Genomic DNA, 22,549 nt, shown 5'->3' on the forward strand with positions numbered 1-22,549 from the left:
TATTACTTATATTATAAAAAATGAAATCACTTTTATCAACGCTTGTAATTTTACTGTGCTTTTCCAATTATGGGATGAGTCAGAACAAAAAGGATTTAACGAAGCCAAATATCATCATTTTTTATGTAGATGATTTAGGTTGGCAAGACACCGAATTAAACAATTTAGATGAACCTAGTCCATGGGAAACTCCCAATATATCCCAATTAGCAGATGATGGTTTAAATTTCACCAATGCATATTCGCCAGCTCCGACTTGTGCACCTTCTAGAGCTGCTCTACTTTCTGGTTTGCATCCTACTAAAACAGGCGTTACACACGTAAGTGGAGGCAAAATACCTACATCTGCTAGACGTTCAAATTATATAGCGCCCTTTTATCCAAAAGGCTTAATGCCTGAACACTTTACCATTGCTGAAGCTTTAAAAATGAATGGCTATAAAACGGGACATGTTGGAAAATGGCACGTGGGCACACTTAACATTCAAAAATCAAAACAACAAGGTTTTGATTTTGCTTACGAGTCTAGAGGTGCACATCAAGGCCCAAAAAAACCTAAAAATCGTTTAACCGATTTTGCAACTCACGATAAAAGTGATGCGTACCGTTTAAGTGATGAAAAATATCCGCCTTTTACAAAAGTGTCACCTAACGGTATTTCGTATCCTAAAGATATGGTAACCGAAAAAGCATTAGAGTTTATTACATCTAATAAAGAAGAGCCTTTCTTTCTATATTTGGCTCACTGGTTGGTGCACGCCCCAATTCATACTAAAAACAAAGAATTATTACAATATTACAGTGATAAGTTAGGCATAGATTTCCCTAAAGAAGACATTCCTATTAGAACAGAAGGTCAAACAAATCCATTTTACGGAGCTATGGTAACGACTTTAGATTGGAGTTTAGGACGTGTAGTCGATTTATTAAAAACTACAGACGACCCAAGAAATCCTGGTAAAAAATTATATGAAACGACTTATATTATTTTTTCTTCCGATAATGGTGGCGTAGAAAAAGCCAATGGAGATATCGTTACAGACAACTTCCCTTTAGATGAAGGTAAAAAATACGCACAAGAAGGGGGCATTAGAGTACCATTGGTTATTGCTGGTCCAAGTATACCAAAAGGAAAAACAGAAGATGTACTTATCAATCAATTAGACTTTTTTCCAACTATTTTAAATCTTACAGAAAGTAAAATACCTGCTAAATACAGTTCAAAGTTAGACGGTTTAGATATCTCAAATGTGTTGTTAAACAATGAAAATATTGTAAAAAACAATACAGGAGAACCTAGAGAAGAGTTATGGTGGCATTTCCCACACAATCAGGACCACCAAATGCAATCCGCCATAAGACATGGAGATTATAAATTGTATAAAAACCATATTAAAGGCAATTATGAACTATACCGCTTATACAAAGACGGTGAAAGAGAAGATTTAGAAGAAAAGTTTGATATTGCTTCACAAAATCCTGAAGTCGTTAAAGAATTATCTACAAGATTAGAAAACTATCTAACCGATAACAATGCGCAATTTCCTTATAAAAATCCTTCAAAATTTAAAAGCGAAGAAGATCGAGAAGATGTAGCATCGATTCCTGTTATTATTAGCGATTCCTTTGACACGAAATCTCGTAAAGCATCTATAACCTTAGCAAAAGGAAAAACAAAGGTCATTGAACCTTATGCCTTAGTCAAAATAGCAAAAAAACTTAGAAAGAAAAAGAACGGAAAGACAAGAAAATACGGAAAACACGATACCACCTTCATAAAAATACCTTTAACATCAAGTAAAAATAATTTAGAATACACATTTACTGTTCCTGAAGGCATTATAGAATATGGGGTTATTTTAATCGATGAAAATCGATTTATGGTACAAAGTGAATTTCATAAAATCAACTAAAAACGTAAACTAAATAATGAAAAACAACAACACATTCATAACTCTAATTTTACTAGTGTTATTTTCTGTAAACTATGGTAATAGTCAGAAAAAAGACCAATTAATAAAACCTAATGTTATCATATTTTATGCTGATGATTTAGGTTGGCAAGATGTAGAATTAAACGATTTAGACGAACCTTGTGCTTGGGATACGCCAAACATTGCGGCATTAGCAAAAGATGCTATCAATTTCACCAATGGGTATTCACCAGCACCAACTTGTGCGCCTTCGCGATCTGCACTCTTAAGTGGATTACACCCTGCTAAAACAGGAATTACTAACGTGAGTGGTGGTGGAATTCCTAAGGCTCGCAGAAATGAAAAATACATGAGTCCTTATTATCCAGAAGGATTAATGCCTGAACATTTTACCATCGCAGAGGCTTTAAAAATGAACGGGTATAGAACAGGACATGTTGGAAAATGGCATGCAGGAGCACTTCAAATTCAAGAATCTACCAATCAAGGTTTTGATTTTGCACACGAATCTAGAGGAGTTCACCAAAGGTCTAGAAAATCTGACCGTTTGCATTCGTTTGCAACAAATGATGCAAATGATCCTTTTCGTTTAAGTGAAGAAAAGTATTTTCCTTTTACAAAAGAAAATCCTAATGGTATTTCATATCCAATAGATGCGGTTACTGAAAATGCACTGGAATTTATACAAAACAATAAAGAGGAGCCTTTCTTTTTATATTTAGCACATTGGATGGTGCACTACCCTATTCACACAAGAAACCGTGCATTATTAGATTATTATGTTGATAAATTAGGCGTAGAACTTCCGGAAGAGGATACGGAATGGACTAAAGAAGGTCAGAATAACCCTTATTTTGGTGCCATGGTAACGACCTTAGATTGGAGTTTAGGTCGTGTAATCGATTTACTAAAGAAAACAGACGACCCTAGAAATCCTGGTAAAAAATTATACGAGACCACCTACATTATCTTTTCTTCAGACAACGGTGGAGCGGAAACTCGTAGAGCTGAAGTTATGTCGGATAATGCACCTTTAGACAAAGGAAAAAAATACTCAGAAGAAGGCGGTATTAGAGTACCAATGCTAATTTCTGGACCAAATATTCCTAAAGGAAAAACGAAAGATGTTTTAATCAATCAGTTAGATTATTACCCTACCATTTTAAACCTTACCAATAGTAAAATTCCTGCTGAATATCGTTCGGATTTAGATGGTTTGGATGTTTCAGGTGTTTTATTGCATAATGAAAATGAGGTTAAAGATAACAATGGAAATCCTCGAGAAGATTTATGGTGGCACTATCCTTATGGTGATGATGTAAAAAACCAATCGGCTATAAGATCTGGAGACTATAAATTGTATAAAAACTTTAATTCAGGCAACTATGTATTGCATCGTTTATATAAAGATGGAAAGCGCTATGATTTAGAAGAAAAGTATGATATCTCTAAAAAAGAACCTGAAATTACTAAAGAGCTAGCTTCAAAGTTAGAAAAGTACCTTGAAGATTATGATGCCAAATTGCCTTATAAAGTCCCTTCAAAATTTAAAAATGATGAAGACGCAGCTGCAATTCCTGTTATTGTAAATGATGCTTTTAATGCAAAATCTCGTAAAGTTTCTATTCAATTAGAAAAAGGAAAATCTAATGTGATTGAAAGTTATGCGCTTGTAAAAATCTCAGACAGTAAGAAAGTAAGAAAAGTAAAATCTACATACATAAAAGTACCTGTTGAAGTTGGTAGTAATAAATTAGAATACACCTTTACGGTTCCTAAGGAAGCAAAAGAATATGGCATTATTTTAATCGATGAGAATCGATTTATAGTAAAAGGCGAATTTCATAAAGTAAAGTAATAAAATGTTTAAGATAAAAATAGGAATCATGAAAAATACAGTTACATACTGTTGTTTGTGTTTCCTATTTTTTTTTCAAATCGGTTTTACCCAAGAAAACGCTGGTACGTTAAAAGACAGTAGGCCTAATATCATCTTTGTGATGACAGATGACCAAGGTATGGGCGATTTGTCTTGCATGGGAAATGAGGTTGTAAAGACGCCTAATATTGATGCGTTCTATGAAAAATCAACACGTTTTACCGAATACCATGTCAGTCCCACTTGTGCGCCAACGCGCGCTGCTATTATGAGTGGTCAACATGAATTTAGAGTTGGTGTTACACATACCATTTTAGAACGCGAACGCATGGCTTTAGAGGTGCACACCCTTCCACAAGCCTTGCAATCTGCAGGCTACCAAACCGGACTTTTTGGCAAATGGCATTTAGGAGATGCCGAGGACTATTTACCGCAAAATCGAGGATTTAATGAAGTATTGATGCATGGAGCTGGTGGTATAGGCCAAGTAAGCTTAGGCGATTTTCCACCGAATAAAGACAACGTATATTTTGATAACGTTTTACTTCACAATGATACGGTTGTAAAAACCATGGGCTTTTGTACCAATGTGTTTTTTGATGCAGGATTGGCTTGGACGAAGAAACAAATTGATACTAAAACACCATACTTCACCTATCTATCTCTTAACGCACCTCATGCACCTCTAGTTGCACCTAAAGCATACAAAAAACGTTTTTTAGAATTAGGCTATGATGAAGGTACTGCGAGTAGATACGGTATGATTGAAAACATCGATGATAATTTTGGAAGACTAATGCGCAAACTTGAAGAATGGGATGCTTTAGACAATACATTAGTCATTTTTACCACAGATAATGGCGCAACACATTTAGGAGGAACACTAAATGGGAAAAAAATAAGACATTTTAATGCAGGCTTAAGAGGCGGAAAAAATTCACCTTACGAAGGTGGAGATCATGTACCATTGTTCATGTATTGGAAAGGTGTGCTAACGGAAGGAAAAGACATTCACCAACTTACAGCACACCTCGATTTATACCCAACCTTTGCGGAATTAACCGGTGCGAAACTTCCAGAAACAATGCAGCCTTTAGAAGGCTTGTCATTAATCCCTTTATTAGAAAATACAGCAACAACTTGGGAAGACCGTTTGCTATTTACACATTGTGGACGATGGAAAACTGGCATGGTCAACGAAGCTAAATACACTAAAATGGCGATTAGAAGTCAACAATGGCGCTTTATCAATAACGAAGAGTTATACGATATTAGTAAAGATCCTGGAGAGCGCAAAAACGTGGCTTCAGAACACCCTGATGTCATTGCCAAATTTCAACAACCTTATAACAACTGGTGGTCTGCCTCTATGCCACTAATGATAAACGAAAATAGAAAGCGGATAAAACAACAACCGCTTCACACCAAATATTACGAGCAATTAGAAGCACAAGGAATTCCTTATTGGAGTCCTAATAATGGGATTGCCGAAAAAAACTAAAAAGATGAATTATTATGATTTATTTAAAAGAGACATCTTTTAGGTTGAATTAGATATGAGGTTAATCTCAAAGAAATTACAAATTAGTAACCTTGAAAATTTTAATCTCGTAGAAAACGATTTTGAAATTCTATTGAATTTATAAGTACGCTACCATTCTAAAACTATGATTGATACACTGAAAAAAGACCACGGTTTTGCTAAAGATCTTAACTTTCTAAAAAAACATACAGATATTATTGTTTTGCAAGAAGAACAAAGCGCTGTAGCTATTGCACCACAATTTCAAGGACGTGTTATGACGAGCACTACTAATGTAAATGAAGGTGACGGTTTTGGGTGGATTAATAAAAAAGTGATTAAAGCTGGTTTCTTGTCCGAGGAAGAGCGTAAAGGTCGCTTAGAAAATCAGATTTATGTATTTGGAGGTGAAGAGCGTTTTTGGTTAGGTCCTGAAGGCGGTCAGTTTTCACTCTTTTTTAAACCAGAAGACGATTTTGAATTTTCAAACTGGAAAACTCCTGCAGTAATCGATACAGAAGCTTTTACTTTGGTATCAAAAACAAACAATGCGGTAACATTTGAACACCGTTGTGAACTGACAAACAAAAGTGGGACTGTTTTTAAAATGGGTATTGGTCGTTCCATTACTATTTTAAACAAAGCCACCATTGAAACCATTATAAAAACAAAATTTTCAGCAAATGTTGCGTTTGTTGGCTACCAAACCAATAATCAAATCACAAATATTGGTGATCAACAATGGTTACCTGAAACGGGCTTACCTTCTATCTGGATGTTAGGAATGTATAACCCATCACCAGAAACAACGATGATCATTCCTTTTAAAGAAGGAGAAGAAACTGTCTTAGGACAAAAGGTAAATGACACCTATTTTGGTAAGGTGCCAAATGACTATTTAGAAGTAAAAAATGATGTTTTGTTTTTTAAAGGAGACGGAACAAAACGCAGTAAAATTGGTATCAACTCAAAACGTACAAAAGGAATTGCCGGAAGCTATGATGCCGTAGGGAAAGTTTTGACTTTGGTGACTTATAATACTCAAGAAGCACCTCATGGCTATGTGAATTCAGCATGGGAGCACCAAGAAGATCCCTTTGCTGGCGATGTTATAAATGCATATAACGATGGATCACCAGAACCAGGCGTTCCGCCAATGGGTCCCTTTTACGAGTTAGAAACCTCATCACCAGCAGCAGCATTACAACCGAATGAAACCATGGTTCATATTCAAACCACAATGCATTTACAAGGAGATGAACGAGAATTAAGTAAAATCGCCGAAGCCACATTGGGAGTTAGTTTAGATGCTATTATAAAATCATTTTAACCATGAAACGATTAAAAATCAACACAATACTTATATGTTCGCTCGTATTAACCTTAATAGCGCAATATAGCTGTACAACCAAAGAAAAAGCTAACACTTCTCAAAATCCAGAATTTGACCAAACCAATAATTGGATCGTTTTAGACAAAACAGATGCAACTAAAGAAGGAACTACTTTTACTTGGGTTTTTGAGGTAAAAAACCCTTCCGATTATGTGTTTCAAGTAGTGACTAAAGATGGTTCCTTTACAGATACTGATACGGCAACAGTAAAAATAGAAGAACAAGCTTTTGAAGAATCCTTATCAAAAAATTATGTTATAAATGAAAATGAAATCGTTTCCGAGTTCAAAAACATAATCCCACTAAAAAACACAGAAAAACAGACACTTTCTATAACGACTGAAGCCGATTTTAAAAGCCTTAGATTCATTCCGCATTTTAAAAAACAAATTGGTTCTGGTAAGTATCATCAAGAATGGTTAGCCATGCACCAGTCTGATGAAAAGCAAGAAGCCCTAAAACACTTTAAAGAAGCGAAGTTTGGTATGTTTATACATTGGGGATTGTATTCACAAGCTGGCGGTATTTGGAAAGGCACAAAAATCAATAATGCACCACATCCAGGACCAAAAGTAGCCGAATGGTTGATGTATGCGTTTCAAATTCCTAGAACAGAATATAAGGAGTTAGCTAAAACTTTTAATCCCGATAAATCCTTTGCTCAAAACGTTGTAAAATTAGCCAAGGATGTTGGTATGAAATACATCGTCATCACTTCAAAACACCACGACGGTTTTGCGTTGTTCGATTCTAAAAGTTCGGACTTTAACATGGTAGACGCCACACCGTACAAAGCCGATATTATTAAGGAGCTTTACAACGCCTGTTTGGCCGAAGGTATCGATTTTGGCGTGTATTATTCGCATGGAAATGATTGGATGGATGGCACCGACGGAAATTATGCTAACGTAAAAAAAGTAAACGATTCTCTTGGCATTTATACGCATCCGAATGGTAAAAATTTATGGGATCCAAGTGACAACACACATGAGGAATACCTTCAAAATAAAGCTTATTCTCAAATAAAGGAATTGCTAACTATGTTACCAGAATTGCGTTTAATATGGTTTGATGGCACAGGTTTTACTACGGAAGCACAAGCCTTTCAGTTTTACAAATTGGTTTATGATATCAATCCAAATGTATTAGTTAACCGAAGAGTCGGTTATGCTTTTGGTGATTATTTAGACGCAGGAGATAATAAGATTCCTTCAGCAAATGAAACCTTAGAAAAATATTGGGAAACTTGTGGAACCACAAACAATTCTTGGGGCTACAAATCTTATGACAACGATTGGAAAAGTCCAAAAGAACTACTGTACTACTTTGTAGATATTTTATCGAAAGGAGGAAATTATCTATTAAACATTGGTCCTGATGGAAAAGGACATGTACCAGAAACAAGCGCACAAAATTTGCGAGCAATGGGCAAATGGATTCATCAAAATGCGGAAGCAGTCTATGGCACAACCCGTTGGAACACACCAAACGAAGGCCAAGAAGAAACGCTATTAGATGGTACAGGTCATAGAGCCTCTAAAGGGTTCCAAAGAGAATTTACATCCAAAGACTTTTGGTTTACAACTAAAGGAAATAAGGTGTACGCTATTTCACTAACCAATACAGATGGTGATATTTTAATAAAATCACTAAGAAAAGGGAAAGGTGATATTGAAAAAGTAAAACTATTAGGAAGCGATAAAACTCTTAGTTATACTCAAAATAAAAACGGATTACAAACCACAGTAACCGGAGTGCCTAAAGATGCGCTTGGTTTCGTTATAGAAGTGACTTTAAAAAACAATTAAATAAAATTATGAAAACTAAAACAACTCAAATACTTATAATTAGCAGCTTGTTATTGGCATCCCTTTTTATGCTATCAAGTTTTGATAATGACGACATTACAGAACAACAAAAAACTAAAAAACCAAACATCATATACATTTTAGCTGATGATTTAGGTATTGGTGATGTAAGCCTTTATAATGAAAACAGTAAAATTCAAACCCCTCATTTAGATCAAATGGGAAAAGAAGGCATGCAGTTTACAGATGCACATACCTCCTCTTCCGTTTGTACACCTACACGATACGGTATTTTAACAGGAAGGTACAATTGGCGAACCCCTTTAAAAGAATTTGTGACTTGGGGAAACTCACCTAGTTTAATTCAGAAAAACAGATTAACAGTAGCGCAAATGCTAAAAGATAATGGCTATAAAACGGCTAGTATAGGAAAATGGCACTTAGGTTTAAATTGGTCTATGAAAAATAATAGCCCAGAGTTTGATCATTTTTCAAATACATCTGAGCGTTTAAATTTTAAAAATATGGATTATAGCAAGCCTTTAAAATTTGGACCTAATGACATGGGCTTCGATTATTCTTACATGATTTCTGCATCCTTAAATATGCCGCCTTACGTGTATTTAGAAAATAATAAGGCTACTATGATTCCTACAGAAATAACAGAACGAAGCAGAAAAACATATCCTTTTAGTAGTTGGATAAAAGGCGCTATTGCTGATGATTTTAAACATGAAGAGGTCCTACCCAACGTTGTTGACAAATCCATTTCTTTTATTAAGGAGAATGCCAATAAAGACCAACCATTTTTCATGTATATTCCTTTGCCTTCGCCACATAATCCCGTTTTACCAATTGCGCCATGGAAAGGGCAAAGTGACATAGGCAGCCCTTATGCCGATTTTGTAATTATGATTGATGATTTAATGGGTAATATCTTTAAAACATTAAAAGAACAAGGTATTGAAGACAATACATTAGTCGTTTTTACAAGTGATAATGGTTATGCCACCACCAATGACTTAAAAACCTTGCGACAAAAAAAACACAGTCCTAGTTATATATATAGCGGTTATAAAGGGAGTTATTTAGAAGGAGGTCATCGCGTACCTTTTTTAGTAAAATGGCCTGGAAAAATTAAACCCAATTCGGTTTCCGATGCCACCATATGTACTACAGACTTTATGGCCACTTGCGCCGATATTATCGATTATAATTTTAAGGATAATGAAGCCGAAGACAGTTTTAGTATGATGCCGTTATTAACCAACGAAGGAAATTATTCAAGAGATGCAACGATTCATCATGACAAGTATGGTGTTTTTGCTATTAGAAAAGGAGATTGGAAATTAATTGTATCGCCTAATTCTGGCATTATGGCCTCTGGAAAGACAAAAACACATAAAGATGTTACCGCTGAAGAGATTTTATACAATTTAAAAACAGACGTCAAAGAAAAAAATAACGTTGCCGATCAATTTCCTGAAAAAGTTAAGGAATTAAAAGAGATTCTAACCCAACAAATAAGAGACGGTAGAAGTACCCCTGGAAAAGTGCAAGAAAACGATGCTATAACAGGCGAATGGCCACAAGCAAATTTTGCGTTTAAAGAATAACCAAACATTAATAAGATATACAACAGCGTTATGACAAGACTTATAAAATTTAATTTTTCATTAGTAATTTTATGCATCATATTTCCTTTTTTTAAAGGAATGGCGCAATCTGAGGATCAATCTAACGGGGCGTATCGCGATGTTTACATTAACACATCTTGGAAAAGATTAGATAAAAACAAAGACGGTAAATTTACAGAGAAGGATAACAAACGCCTCTGGAAACATTTACATAAAATATTAGACAGTAACGAAGATGACCTCATTAGCTTTGAAGAATATTCGGCTAATAAGCGCGTTCCATACTTGAAAACAGAAGGAAAACGAAAGTTAAATGTGCTTTACAAAGTTACCGAAGAAAAGGATTTATACTTAGATATTTATTATCCTAAAACAGCAAAAGAAGGTAAAAAATTACCCGTAGTGATTTACACACACGGAGGTGGCTGGGCACAAGGAAGTAGACATGGCGCAGCTAATGCTTCTTTTAAAACCGTACATACGGCACTTTTAGAAAAAGGATTCTGTGTGGTATCCGTAAGTTATAGACTTTGGGAAAAAGACGGAAATAATACTATGCGAGACTGCGTAATAGACAGTAAAGATGCTATGCGTTATTTATCTAAACATAGTGACACCTTAGGCATTGATGCCAATCGGTTTTTCTCTTTTGGAGATTCTGCTGGTGGTCAAATTTCCCAAATGCTCTTATTAAGTTCACCAGAAACTTTAAAAGGCGATTCTGAATTAGCTTCTTACACGTATAACATGGTCGCTGGCGTGTCTTGGTATGGTCCTTGTGATTTTGAAGATATCAATTTATTCAACCATGATGACAGCCCAAATTTTAAAGACCGATTCGGTGCTAGAATAACAAAACCAAATACCAAACCTAAAGATAAATTATTGCTTTATAGGGAAATGAGTCCTATTAATTATTTAGAAAAAAACAGCGCACCATTATTAATGATTCAAGGCGATAAGGACACTACCATCCCAGTAAAACATGCCTTTTACATGGCAGAAAAAGCGAATAAAATTGGCGCGCCTGTGACCACATTAATTGTAAAAAACTCAGGGCATAATTGGCGTAAAGTAGGTGCAGACATAAATCCAACACGAGGAGAAATTGAACAATCAACTATTGATTTTTTTGTTTCTCATTTAAAATAAACGGATTATTATTTTAATACTAATTCAAGATAATAACGATAACTATTAGAACTATCATGAATAAAATTGGAGTCTCTACAACTAGCTTAGTTGTAATCCTATTAAGCACCTTTACTTGGTTTTCTAACGCACAAGTAAATTCTAAAAAACCCAATATCGTATTGATATTGTGTGATGATTTAGGCTATGGTGATGTGCAAAGTTTAGCACCTGAAACAAGTAAAATTAAAACCCCACATATTGATAAACTAACAGAGGAAGGGATGATCTTTACAGATGCGCATTCCGGTTCCTCCGTTTGTACCCCAACGCGTTATGGTATAATGACAGGGCGTTATAGTTGGAGAACAAAGTTACAACGTGGAGTTGTATCTGGTTTTAAACCCAATTTAATTAAAGAAGACCGACCTACGATAGGAAACTTTCTTAAAGACCAAGGGTACCACACGGCTATAATAGGAAAATGGCATCTTAATTTTCAGTATTTAAATCCTACTACGCAAGCACTAATTCCAAAAAAAGGAAAAAAATTACCGCCTGTTGGCGCTCGTATTCCAGATGGTCCTAACCAAAGAGGCTTTGATTATTTTCATGGTTTTCACCATGCTGGAAGTATGAAAGCTGTTATAGAAAACGACCAAGTCATTATTCATGACGATGAAATTAATATGTTACCTCGCTTAACGACTAAGTCTGTAGATTATATTAACAATCAAGCAAAAAACAAAGACGGACAACCATTTTTCTTATATGTGCCTTTAGGATCTCCGCATACACCAATTGTACCTTCAAAAGAATGGCAAGGCAAAAGTGGACTTGGTAATTATGCCGATTTTGTGATGCAAACAGATGGCACCGTAGGCGCTATAACAAAAGCATTAAAAGATAACGGCTTATCAGAAAATACATTGGTGATTTTTAGTAGTGACAATGGGACTTCTAAAGCAGCAAACATACCTAACTTAGAAAGACAAGGACATATTGTAAGTGCAGGTTATCGTGGTTCTAAATCCGATTTATGGGACGGCGGACATCGCATTCCTTTTATTGTAAAATGGCCGAATACCGTAGAACCTAACACAACAAACAATGATTTAATTTGCTTAACCGATATTTTCGCTACGTTTTCAGAGCTAACAGGTGTTGCTATGCCAAGCAAAAGTGGAGAAGATAGTGTGAGTTTTTTACCAGCCTTAAATGGAGAAGAAATAAATAGCACTAGAGCTGGCGTTATTCACCATTCTATTAGTGGTCATTTTGCTTATAGACTAGGAAAATGGAAATTGTTACTAGCAAAAGGATCTGGGGGTTGGAGTGTACCAAAAGAAGACGATGCTAATTTAGATACTATGCCTGTAGCGCAATTATATGACATGGAAAGTGATCCTGCCGAGACTACAAACTTATATACAACACATCCTAAAATTGCAGAAAAACTTTTAAAGCAATTAGAATTAGATATAATTTTAGGAAGAAGTACAGAAGGCGAAATGTCTAAAAATGATGTTGATAAAATCAAATTATGGAAAACTTCAAATAAGAAGTGAACCTCAAAAAAGAAAAAGTCTAAAAATTAAAATTCTATGAAAAGGTTAAATACTTTAATATTATGTATTAGTTTAATCTTGAGTAATTGTTTATTTGCCGAGAATTCTTGCTCTACGTTAGCAGCGTCTGCTTTAAAAGCTGATGTTAAAACCGCCTTTAAATTAGGTTCTCTTTTTAAAAACCATATGGTTTTGCAACGTGATCAGCCTATTCCTGTATGGGGAAAGGCTGAGGTTGGAACAACCATTACCGTAAATTTTGCTGATTCAGAAAAAAGTACCGTTGTAGATTCTAATGGTAAATGGCGCATAGATTTAAACGCTTTAAGCGCAAGCTTTGAACCTAAAACCATGATTATTTCATCTTCAGTAAATGAAGAAGAAATAGAGATTTCAGATATTGTAGTTGGAGATGTATGGATTTGTTCTGGGCAATCTAATATGGAAATGAAAGTTGGAGGTATTCCTGAAATTAAGGCTTTAATACCTAAATCTTCTAATATTCGAAGTTTTACTGTAAAAAACACTGTCGCATTTGAGCCTCAAGACACATGTGAAGGTACATGGAAGAATGAACAACCCAATAGTGCTGTAGCCTTTTCTTTTGCTTATTTTCTTCAAAAATCTGCCAATGTTCCCGTTGGTATTATATTAACATCTTGGGGAAGCTCGTCTATAGAAGCTTGGATGCCAAGAGAAATGACCAAAACAGTACCTCATTTTAAAACCATTATGGATGAGTTTGATGCAGATGTAGAAACTAAAAACAGACTAAAAACTATTTTAGATGGTCCGAAACCATGGTCAAGAAAAGATGATGTTTTTTTACGTAGGCAATCTAATATACTTTACAATGCAATGATGTATCCATTAGTTCCTTATGCCTGTAAAGGATTAGTTTGGTACCAAGGCGAACGCAATACAAGATCTATGCATGGTATGGCAACGAAACCGTGGTTTTCCAGAAATTCAGGAATGCTAAAGTATGGGGAAACACTTAAAGAATGGATAAAAAGTTACCGGAAATCTTGGAATAATGATAGTATGCATTTTATGGTCGTAATGCTACCAGGTTACGGAAAAATTTTAGATTCAGGAAAAGATATTAATTCTGAAAATCCTAATGCTCATTCATGGGCATGGATGCGAGAGTCACAATTAAAAGCCCTTGAGTTGCCCAATACATCAGTAGTAAACACAATAGATTTAGGTGATGTTAAGGATATTCACCCAAAAGATAAATTACCTATTGGTAAACGTTTAGCTTTATTGGCAATGGATGAGCTATTAAAATCCGATACTAAATCTTGTGGTCCCATATTAAAAAAAACAAAAATAAAAGGGAATACTATAGTCGCTTACTTTGACTATGCTGAAAAGCTTAAAACAAAAGATGGAAAAGCACCAACAGCCTTTTGGTTAGCAGATGATTCTAAAAAATGGTTTCCTGCAACTGCCAAAATAAAAGGAAAAACAGTCGTACTGCATTCTAATAAATTGTTAAAACCTAAATACATTCGATACGCGTTCACTGCTAAGCCAGAAGTAAATTTGGTTAATGAACTAGATTTACCTGTATACCCATTTCGAACAGATACTTTTCAACCCTAAAGGTTTATGAAAAACAGTAAAATACTTCTAATTTTATTCTTAATCTCCTTTTCATTTATTGCAAAAGGACAGGTTTCTTATGAGCCCGATGAAACTTTGATTTATAAAACAACGCCACAAACAACCTTAAAACTTCATGTTTTTAAACCGGAAAAACATAAAAAGAAGGACAAAAGACCTGTAGTTGTTTTCTTTTTTGGTGGAGGTTGGTCAGGTGGTTCACCAAAACAATTTTACCAACAAGCAAGATACTTTTCAGAAAGAGGAATTGTAGCTATTTCAGCTGAATATAGAGTTTTTAAAAAACATAATACAACGCCTTTTGATTGTGTGCGTGATGCCAAATCTGCCATAAGATGGGTGAGAGTACATGCTTCTGAATTGGGCATAGATCCTGATAGAGTAATTGCCTCAGGAGGTTCTGCTGGTGGTCATTTAGCGGCTTGTACAGGAGTTATTGAAGGAAATGAAGAAGTTGGGGAAGAATTAAAAGTAAGTTCGGTTCCTAATGCAATGCTACTTTTTAATCCGGTAATTGATACCACAGAAAAAGGCTATGGCTTGAAAAAAGTGGGCGAAGCGAGAAAAACGGAAATATCTCCTTGCAGCCATGTTCGTGAAGGAATTGTACCTACTTTAATTTTTCATGGAACGGCTGATAAAACAGTTCCGTTTGAAAATGTACAACGCTTTACAAAATTGATGAATGAGGTAGGGAATAGTTGTGAATTGATTGCATATGAAGGGGAAGGTCATGGTTTTTTTAATGGTTCTTTTTTCAGAAAGAAAAATACAGATGTTATTTTTAATTCAACTATGGAAAAAGCGATGGAATTTTTTAAAGAACTTAAATTCATTTATAAATAAACGGCTGAGGCAAGTTTATTTTTAATTCTAAAATTTATACGTTTTAAGAATCATCTATAAAACATCTTTTTTATTAAAAAAAATCCTTTATCGGAACTACAATTTTAAAAGGAATTATATAAACAACAAAATATTTATTTAATGAAACATAGTCTTTCTGTTACTATTGCAATGTCAATCGTTTTATTGTTTTGCTCATGTAAAACAGCTCAAACCCCTTATAAAATAAGTGATGGTAGTACTTTTGAAACGAAACCATTTTATCCCAAATTTAATTGGAAAACGACCCCAATGTATTATATGTTTGGGGATCCAAAACGCGTTTTACATCCAGAAGAAGTTGAATTTATTGCAGAACGAACAGATTTTATTTGTATTGAAAAATCACATGGACATGGGGATTTAGGAGCTGCAGAATTAGGCGCAAAACATGAAGTCGCAGCGTTTAAAAAGCTAAAGCCAGATATGAAAGTGCTTTTTTATTTTAATTCGGCTTATGCATGGCCATTTACATCTTATAATAAGAATTTTACGCATGAAAATATTAATAATCACCCTGAGCTTAAGGCGTTCTTAATAGAAAACCCTGAAACCAAGGAATTAGAGCAGCGAAAAAACGTTTTTTATTTTGATGTTTTAAATCCTGATTTTCAAGAATGGTGGGTAAACACGGTTGCAGAAGGTGTTGCGTTTTCTGGTGCCGATGGTGCTTTTATAGACCAAATGCATGGTTTTTCATGGTTACGCCAAGATAAAGTCCAAGAGGTTCAAAAAGCTATGGGAGCTATGATGAAAGCTTTAAAAGAAAAATTAGGTTCAGATAAAATATTACTAGGTAATAATGCAAATGCTAAATTGGCACAACATGTTTTCCCTTCTATAGATGCCAATATGTTTGAACATTATGGCAATAACTTATTAAGTAAAGAAAAACTATTGAATGATTGGGAAGATATGCTTAGGATTTCTAAAGCAGGAAAAATTTCTATATTTAGAATTGGTGTAGAGTATGACAGCGTAGCTGTTTCAGACCCGTCATTTTACAAAGGAAAATTTAGAAATAAACGATTTGCGAAACTTTCTAAAGAGAAATTAGAGTTTTATCACGCTTGTTACCTAATTGGAGCACAGCCATATTCCTATTTTCAATATGGTTGGGGATGGCAATTGGCTCATGGTTCTTTAATGGATTATCCAGAATTGCAAAACCCATTAGGAGCCCCAAAAGGTGCATATCAGAGAACATCAAGTACAGGTTGGGAGTTTACGCGCGAGTTTGAACATGCTTCCGTTTGGGTTGATACCGAAACGAGACAATCTAAGATAACTTGGCATTAAAAAATTATATCAATAACTATCTGTTTTTATAAAAAGAACACTATTCGTATTCACTATTTATTTTGCTTTTAGCAGTTCTGAACCAATAAAAGCGGATAAAAACAGCTCCAATAAAATTCATTTATATTATTAATGATATGGGAGTAGGAATTGTTTCAAACACAACAGCTACCGATTTTCGATATAATAAGTCTATTAAAAAAATTAAACCTCAATTAGATAATCCTAATTGAGGTTTAGTTTTTAGTCATGAAATATTTACTCTAAATGAACTTATGGAATGCTTACCTCAAATACCTTAGTACCATAATCTCTCACCGCAGTAATGGTTACTGTTTTGCCTGAATAGGTTTTAAGGAACTTCTGTAAATGTGCAATATTTGAAATTTTATGCTTGTTTAGTTTTTGGATTACCCAATCTTTGTGCAATCCAGCATCTAACCACATTTGTCCCTTTTTGGAATCCAACGTCTTAATATAACAACCAAAATTGTACCCACCTGTGGCATCTATTAAATCTGGATCGTCTGCTATATTAATTAATAATGCGCCATGTATTTCTTTTTCAAGTGCCTTTCTAGTTTTGGTGTTTTTCTCCTGATTGCTATATTCTGCTTTATATTCACCAGCAATTAAGGTATTCAACCAGCTTGGATACGTAAGCGTTTTTACTTTATTAAAGACAGCTTCTGCAGTAAATCCTATTGCAATGCCGTTAGCATTAAAAGTTCTTGCCTTTATTACGGTAGTATTCTTTATTTTAAATGGTGATGAATATACAGATGAATTCCTATTGGGTTCTGAACCATCAGTGGTGAAATAGACCTTAGCTCCCTTTCCTGCTCTAATATCTGCTTCTAAAAGAACTTCAATCTCATTTTCAAAATCACCTCCAAAAGGCAAGATACGTGTCATTTGATGACCAAATTCATCCATTGGGAAATTTTTAAACCCTAATTTTAATGCTGGTGAATCCTCTTGCACTTGATAATTACCGTTTATTGGATCCACAAAATTAGGATGAGCTACCATAGAACCTAGGTCATACCCTTTTCTATGCCATTCCTCCAAGTTCATATCTTGTGTCATAGTAAAACCTTCAGGGTAATTAACATTCCAGTATAGGTTTTTATCGTAGTTGGTACTCCATTTAACTTCGATTGGTAAAGCTACCTCACGTATAAAGTTTTTTGTAGGTGCCTTATTCCCAGGTACAGCACCAGCAATGACAAAAATGTTTTTATAAACTTCGTCTTCTGAGTTTTTTGGCCATACATGCCAACCCAAAGGAACCGCACTAACGGTTATATTGTTAAACACCTTTCGTCCCATACCATCTCTTAATTTAATGGTAGATCCTAAATTTAAATTATTATAGATTTCATAGTAGCTAGAGCCATCATCTAAATCAATAGTCCAATTTCCTGCACTAATAGATTTACGGTAATTGGCAATTCGGTTATTTCGAATAACGACATTATCAATAGCATCCAGTCGCGTCAATTCCTTAATAAAATGCTCATCCGTTCCTCTACCACCTTTCCATTGTCTTTCTCGTCCCCAAGAATTAAACGGCCCGTGTTCTCCTGTTTCTCTTACGGTTTCCCATATATCATTAAATTCGATTAGGTGTCCTCCCCAAGTGCCATCATTAATACAGATTCCTGCACGTGGACAATTATAAATAGTATTATGAGACGCTGTAATTTTATGACTCATAGAAATGTAAACGCCTGCCACTTGTTTACCAACATCACCAAAATCGTGCATGATGCTATTTTCAACTACGCAATTCTTTGGATAATCTGGTGTTTTAGGACCAGCTTCTAAGTCCATATTTTCACGCATCTCATTCCAATTTTTTCCATGCATTAATCTATCGTCCCAAGTTTGATAAAACCGAACAGCTTCCGGCGATCCCACAAAACAAACCGCACTTTCTCCAGTGTGTACAAATCGACAACCGCTTACTTTATTATTACGATTGTAAGCACTCATAAACACACCATTTCCGCCTACATATTCAAAATTACAATCTTCGATCAACAGGTTTTCTGTACCTTCCATAAAAATGGTGCCGCCTCTGTGAATAGCCCAATCTCCACGAGCAAGTGGTTCATAAGATTCCATAAACGTATAATTGGTTTGTGTAAAATGAAAGCCTTTAAACTGAATATGTTTTACAGGTGCTTCTTTAGTGCCCTTCAACTGAATCATGTCATCTAGAATAGGAACTTCAATTTTAACGTCACTTAACTTAACACCTTGAGTAGGATAATAGTAAAGGGTATTGGTTTCTTTGTTTAAAAACCATTCTCCAGGAACATCTAGTTCTTCAAAAATATTTTCAACAAAATAATATGAAGCCTTTTTTCCTTTCCCGCCAATACCATGTGTTCTTTGTAACTGCCAACCACCTTCATCGAGGTATATTTTATGTTCTTCTCTATCGATGGATTTAATTTTATACTGCATATTTCCCCAATTATGACTTTGAAAACCATGTACTATTCCTGTTTCTGGATGCTCCCATGTTTTATCTGAAAAGGTTTTAGGATCATAGGAAAACCATTTGTCATAACGTTTATTGGTACCGCCCGTGACTTGATGATAGCCTTTTCCTTCACGAAGTGGATTCTCGTAATCGTAATTAGGAAATCGTGCTCTAACTTGGCGTTCTCCATTAACAAATAATTGATCCATAGCTAATCCTTCAGGAACTTGTGCTTGATAAATACCGTTTTTATAGGCTTTCCATTCCAGATGCTTTAAATGCTGAGAGCCTTTCATAATGACCTTTGATCCAGGTAAAGCTGAAAATATAACAAGATTTTTTAACGTCCCTGAATAACTACTGTTTATTGTAATGGTCTCATTGAGGTAATATTCGCCTGAAGCAAACCAGACCGTAACAGCTTCTTTGCTTGCATACTTTTTCACCTCTTGTAAGGCTTTTTCAAAACTTAAATAAGGACTGTTTTTTGTTCCGGAATTAGCATCGTTTCCTTTTGGTGATACGTAAATATCTTTTGCAAAAGCGTTTCCTATCAATAACAGCACTGCAAGAGCGGTTAATAAACTTTTGTTATTCATCATATTTAATTAAAATTAATAGAGGTCATTAGTTAAGTACTTATCCAAATTAAAAATTGATATCTTGATATTTAAGGCTTAATAGTTAGTTCTTTTGTCAGTTCGAGCGCAGTCGAGAATTATTTGTTTACAAAAAGTAGGTTTCGACTGCGCTCAACCAGATATTTAGGTCAAATTTGAACTCTAATTTGAGTAACTATCTACTGACCTCTAAAAATTAAATTCTGGTTTGTCTCAAAAAAACGAGATCGGCTATTTCACACTTTCTAGAATAAATTCTACAATTGGTGTGGGATCTTTTAATGAATGCGGGTGGTGTCCGACACCTTTTTTTCGTATTATTTTAATTATCCCTCCAGCTTTTTTGATTTTCTCTGCAACTATAGCTGTGTTTTCTTCATAAGGTACTACTGTATCCATATCCCCATAAACATGTATTACAGGTATTTTTGCTTTTGCAATATGTACACAATTATCAACAGGATTGTTCTTGTACGCTTTTACAGAATTAGCGTCTAGATTGTATGCTTTTAAACAGTTCTCCCAAGATTTAGCATGTCCTTCTCCATTAAAAAGACCACCAGGCCAACTCTTTATATCGCATACTGGCGCATCTCCATAAATAGAAAATACTTTGTCTGTGTTTTTTGATGCCCAATTATAAACGATCAAACCGCCACGGCTCATGCCTTCTAAAACAACTTTAGAATTAAGATTGTATTTAGTTACACAATAATTATAAAAGCTGTCCCATAGGCTAACAGCTTCATCATTTCCAAATAAATTGCCTACATCAACATACACCACATGAAAACCTTTTTCTAACAAAGCCTTATCTACTTGTGGCTCATGCCCCCAAAATCGAGCTCTCCAAATCCAGTAATTATTTGAATTTTTAGTGTTTGGAAACACAATCTTTGCATTATGCCCTTCAAACAAAAATTCTTCTACTTTATAGTCTTTAAATTTTTTATCAATTGAAGTTCTTACATTTTTTACATCATACGCTGCAATGGCTTTCTCGTTTGAAATACTTTTGTTTTTAGGAACTCCGCAACCCGTAAATAATAAAAATGAGAGTACCAGTATAAAGACTTTATTCATTTTCTTGTTTTATTTTTTTGATATTAATACTAAGATTTCAGAATCTTAATCCTCAAACGACACAACCACCTGATCTAAAATTGGTTTGGATTCATTTTCTGTAGTATCGGTCATTTTAACCTCAAATTGAAAACCATAGCCTTTAGGTAAGTCTGAAAAATGCAACTGTGCTGGTGTTTTTTCAACCTGCTTAGAAAAACCTTTTATATAGTCATAGTGTTCTTTTACAAGCTGCCAGTTACTCCAAACATTGATACGTCCATCATTAGTGGTATCAACTCCCATTCTTACTTCTACAGTTTCCACCCAAGGACCAGAACTTACATAATCATTCTTTGTTTGCGTAAGTAGGTAGTATTTACCTTCTGCAAACATAATATCCGGATCTGGGTGGCCTTGTCCAATATTTCCACAAAATTCAAATTGTTTATTAATATCATTAGACGTAAACCAAGCAGCACTCATATGTTTACCACCTGTCTTACCTGCTGGATCATAATCTGCAAACAAATAGTACTGTCCTCCGATAGCGATAGAAGCCCAATCTCCGAATGCATTCTGTTCTGGTTCGTGGATTTCGTAGGTACCAAAAGCAACAACATCTCCTTTTTTAATCCTTTGTTTTGGAATATCAACTTGTGAAACTTTTCCAGGATAGTTATCAGGATCTTCCTTAAACCAATGTGGATGTGCATATTCTGCAAATTTTCCTGTGGGTTGGGTACGTTCATCAACAGGAGGATTCAAAATTTTAAAATCATTAAAACCATCATCACTTACCGCATGGGTTGCTAAGGGCGAATCCCATGCATGCGTAGAAGCATCAATAGGCGACCAATCTTCAGCTATAATATGGAAATTACCATCTAAATCTCTGATGACTGCACAATCTGAACCATCTGATGGATCCTTAAAAGCCATGCCCATCTTTTTACCAATTAGACCATCCGTTAGATCTTCATCAATAAGTAAATGTGGGTCTTGATCGTTTGGAAAATCGTAATAAAAATAAAACTTTCCATCAACATACTCTGCTGAAGTCACCCAACGTGAAGACGCATCTGTTATTGGACCATGATGCACCCAATTTTTCATATCAATACTTTGCCAAGCATGGTAACCTCTTTCTGATTTTTTTAATCCTCCCGGAGCATCAAATTGATTTTTAAGATGTGTCGTTTTCAACACCACATCATACCCTTTTAAAACGGTATCCTTACTTTTAAAAGATGCTGGTCGTTTGTTATCTCTAGTATCATATCTACCAAACATCCAGTAATTTCCATCGCCTAACTGCAATGCCACAGGAGCATCACCTAAGTTTGCAGGTCCTACAGGCGCAATTTGTTCCCAATTTAACCATTCTGGTGATTGTGAAAATGTAATGGATTTTGCAGCCCTTTTTTTCGTGAATTTTTTTAAGGTGCTTTTAAAAATAGCTTCATTTTCAGTAGGAACCACTTTTCCATTGGTGATTTCCAAGTTTGATTTTGTAGCTATATTCGCTTGCCAGTCTTCCTGAGACGCAATGGTCCAAATATCAGCCTTTAATGAACTCGTTTGCTGTTCTTGTTGCACTCCACAAGCGGCAAATAATTTAATTGTAAGTATTGATAAAATGACTTTATTTACTTTTATTCTGTTCTTTGTATTCATCAATTTAT

At 35.0% G+C, this 22,549-nt stretch carries 14 protein-coding genes; 11 read left to right on the plus strand and 3 right to left on the minus strand.

What is annotated here, in order from left to right; genetic code table 11:
* The first annotated feature begins 20 nt into the window (after nucleotides 1-20).
* The 11 genes from ITJ86_RS02425 to ITJ86_RS02475 all read left to right on the plus strand — a co-directional run bounded on the left by ITJ86_RS02425 (nucleotide 21) and on the right by ITJ86_RS02475 (nucleotide 16,688).
* A complete protein-coding gene (locus tag ITJ86_RS02425; RefSeq protein WP_195870006.1) occupies nucleotides 21-1,913 on the plus strand; it encodes a sulfatase in 1,893 nt (630 codons plus the stop codon).
* A gap of 16 nt (nucleotides 1,914-1,929) precedes the next feature.
* The gene (locus ITJ86_RS02430) at nucleotides 1,930-3,792 is read left to right on the plus strand and encodes a sulfatase (RefSeq protein WP_195870007.1); all 1,863 of its coding nucleotides are present in this window, start codon (nucleotides 1,930-1,932) and stop codon (nucleotides 3,790-3,792) included.
* A gap of 28 nt (nucleotides 3,793-3,820) precedes the next feature.
* Nucleotides 3,821-5,314 carry an arylsulfatase gene (locus tag ITJ86_RS02435; protein WP_195870008.1) on the plus strand — a complete coding sequence of 498 codons (1,494 nt, stop codon included), beginning with the start codon at nucleotides 3,821-3,823 and terminating at the stop codon, nucleotides 5,312-5,314.
* A 166-nt stretch (nucleotides 5,315-5,480) separates the two neighbouring features.
* Complete coding sequence (locus ITJ86_RS02440) at nucleotides 5,481-6,665, plus strand: DUF6786 family protein (protein WP_195870009.1); 1,185 nt, start codon at nucleotides 5,481-5,483, stop codon at nucleotides 6,663-6,665.
* Nucleotides 6,666-6,667: 2 nt separating this feature from the next.
* Nucleotides 6,668-8,536, plus strand: a complete 1,869-nt coding sequence (locus ITJ86_RS02445) for an alpha-L-fucosidase (protein ID WP_195870010.1) — start codon at nucleotides 6,668-6,670, stop codon at nucleotides 8,534-8,536.
* An 8-nt stretch (nucleotides 8,537-8,544) separates the two neighbouring features.
* Complete coding sequence (locus tag ITJ86_RS02450) at nucleotides 8,545-10,152, plus strand: sulfatase family protein (RefSeq protein ID WP_230080188.1); 1,608 nt, start codon at nucleotides 8,545-8,547, stop codon at nucleotides 10,150-10,152.
* Nucleotides 10,153-10,182: 30 nt separating this feature from the next.
* Entirely contained in the window at nucleotides 10,183-11,325 is a 1,143-nt protein-coding gene (locus ITJ86_RS02455) for a prolyl oligopeptidase family serine peptidase (protein WP_230080189.1), read from the plus strand.
* Nucleotides 11,326-11,381: 56 nt separating this feature from the next.
* Nucleotides 11,382-12,872, plus strand: coding sequence for a sulfatase family protein (locus ITJ86_RS02460; protein WP_195870011.1), 1,491 nt, complete (start codon nucleotides 11,382-11,384; stop codon nucleotides 12,870-12,872).
* A 36-nt stretch (nucleotides 12,873-12,908) separates the two neighbouring features.
* Complete coding sequence (locus ITJ86_RS02465; RefSeq protein ID WP_195870012.1) at nucleotides 12,909-14,483, plus strand: sialate O-acetylesterase; 1,575 nt, start codon at nucleotides 12,909-12,911, stop codon at nucleotides 14,481-14,483.
* 6 nt (nucleotides 14,484-14,489) lie between these two features.
* Complete coding sequence (locus ITJ86_RS02470) at nucleotides 14,490-15,350, plus strand: alpha/beta hydrolase (RefSeq protein ID WP_195870013.1); 861 nt, start codon at nucleotides 14,490-14,492, stop codon at nucleotides 15,348-15,350.
* 141 nt (nucleotides 15,351-15,491) lie between these two features.
* A complete protein-coding gene (locus ITJ86_RS02475) occupies nucleotides 15,492-16,688 on the plus strand; it encodes a putative glycoside hydrolase (protein ID WP_195870014.1) in 1,197 nt (398 codons plus the stop codon).
* A gap of 273 nt (nucleotides 16,689-16,961) precedes the next feature.
* On the opposite strand, the gene ITJ86_RS02480 is transcribed toward ITJ86_RS02475, so the two are convergent.
* The 3 genes from ITJ86_RS02480 to ITJ86_RS02490 form a co-directional block, all read right to left on the minus strand.
* Nucleotides 16,962-19,784 carry a chitobiase/beta-hexosaminidase C-terminal domain-containing protein gene (locus ITJ86_RS02480; RefSeq protein ID WP_195870015.1) on the minus strand — a complete coding sequence of 941 codons (2,823 nt, stop codon included), beginning with the start codon at nucleotides 19,782-19,784 and terminating at the stop codon, nucleotides 16,962-16,964.
* 249 nt (nucleotides 19,785-20,033) lie between these two features.
* Nucleotides 20,034-20,885: an alpha/beta hydrolase family protein gene (locus ITJ86_RS02485; RefSeq protein ID WP_195870016.1), complete on the minus strand. Its 852-nt coding sequence runs from the start codon at nucleotides 20,883-20,885 to the stop codon at nucleotides 20,034-20,036.
* A gap of 45 nt (nucleotides 20,886-20,930) precedes the next feature.
* Entirely contained in the window at nucleotides 20,931-22,541 is a 1,611-nt protein-coding gene (locus tag ITJ86_RS02490) for a glycoside hydrolase family protein (RefSeq protein WP_230080190.1), read from the minus strand.
* Between the last annotated feature and the right edge of the window lie 8 nt (nucleotides 22,542-22,549).

Origin of the sequence: Winogradskyella marina, assembly GCF_015645385.1 — a bacterium.
In the GTDB taxonomy this organism is placed as follows: Bacteria; Bacteroidota; Bacteroidia; order Flavobacteriales; family Flavobacteriaceae; genus Winogradskyella; species Winogradskyella marina.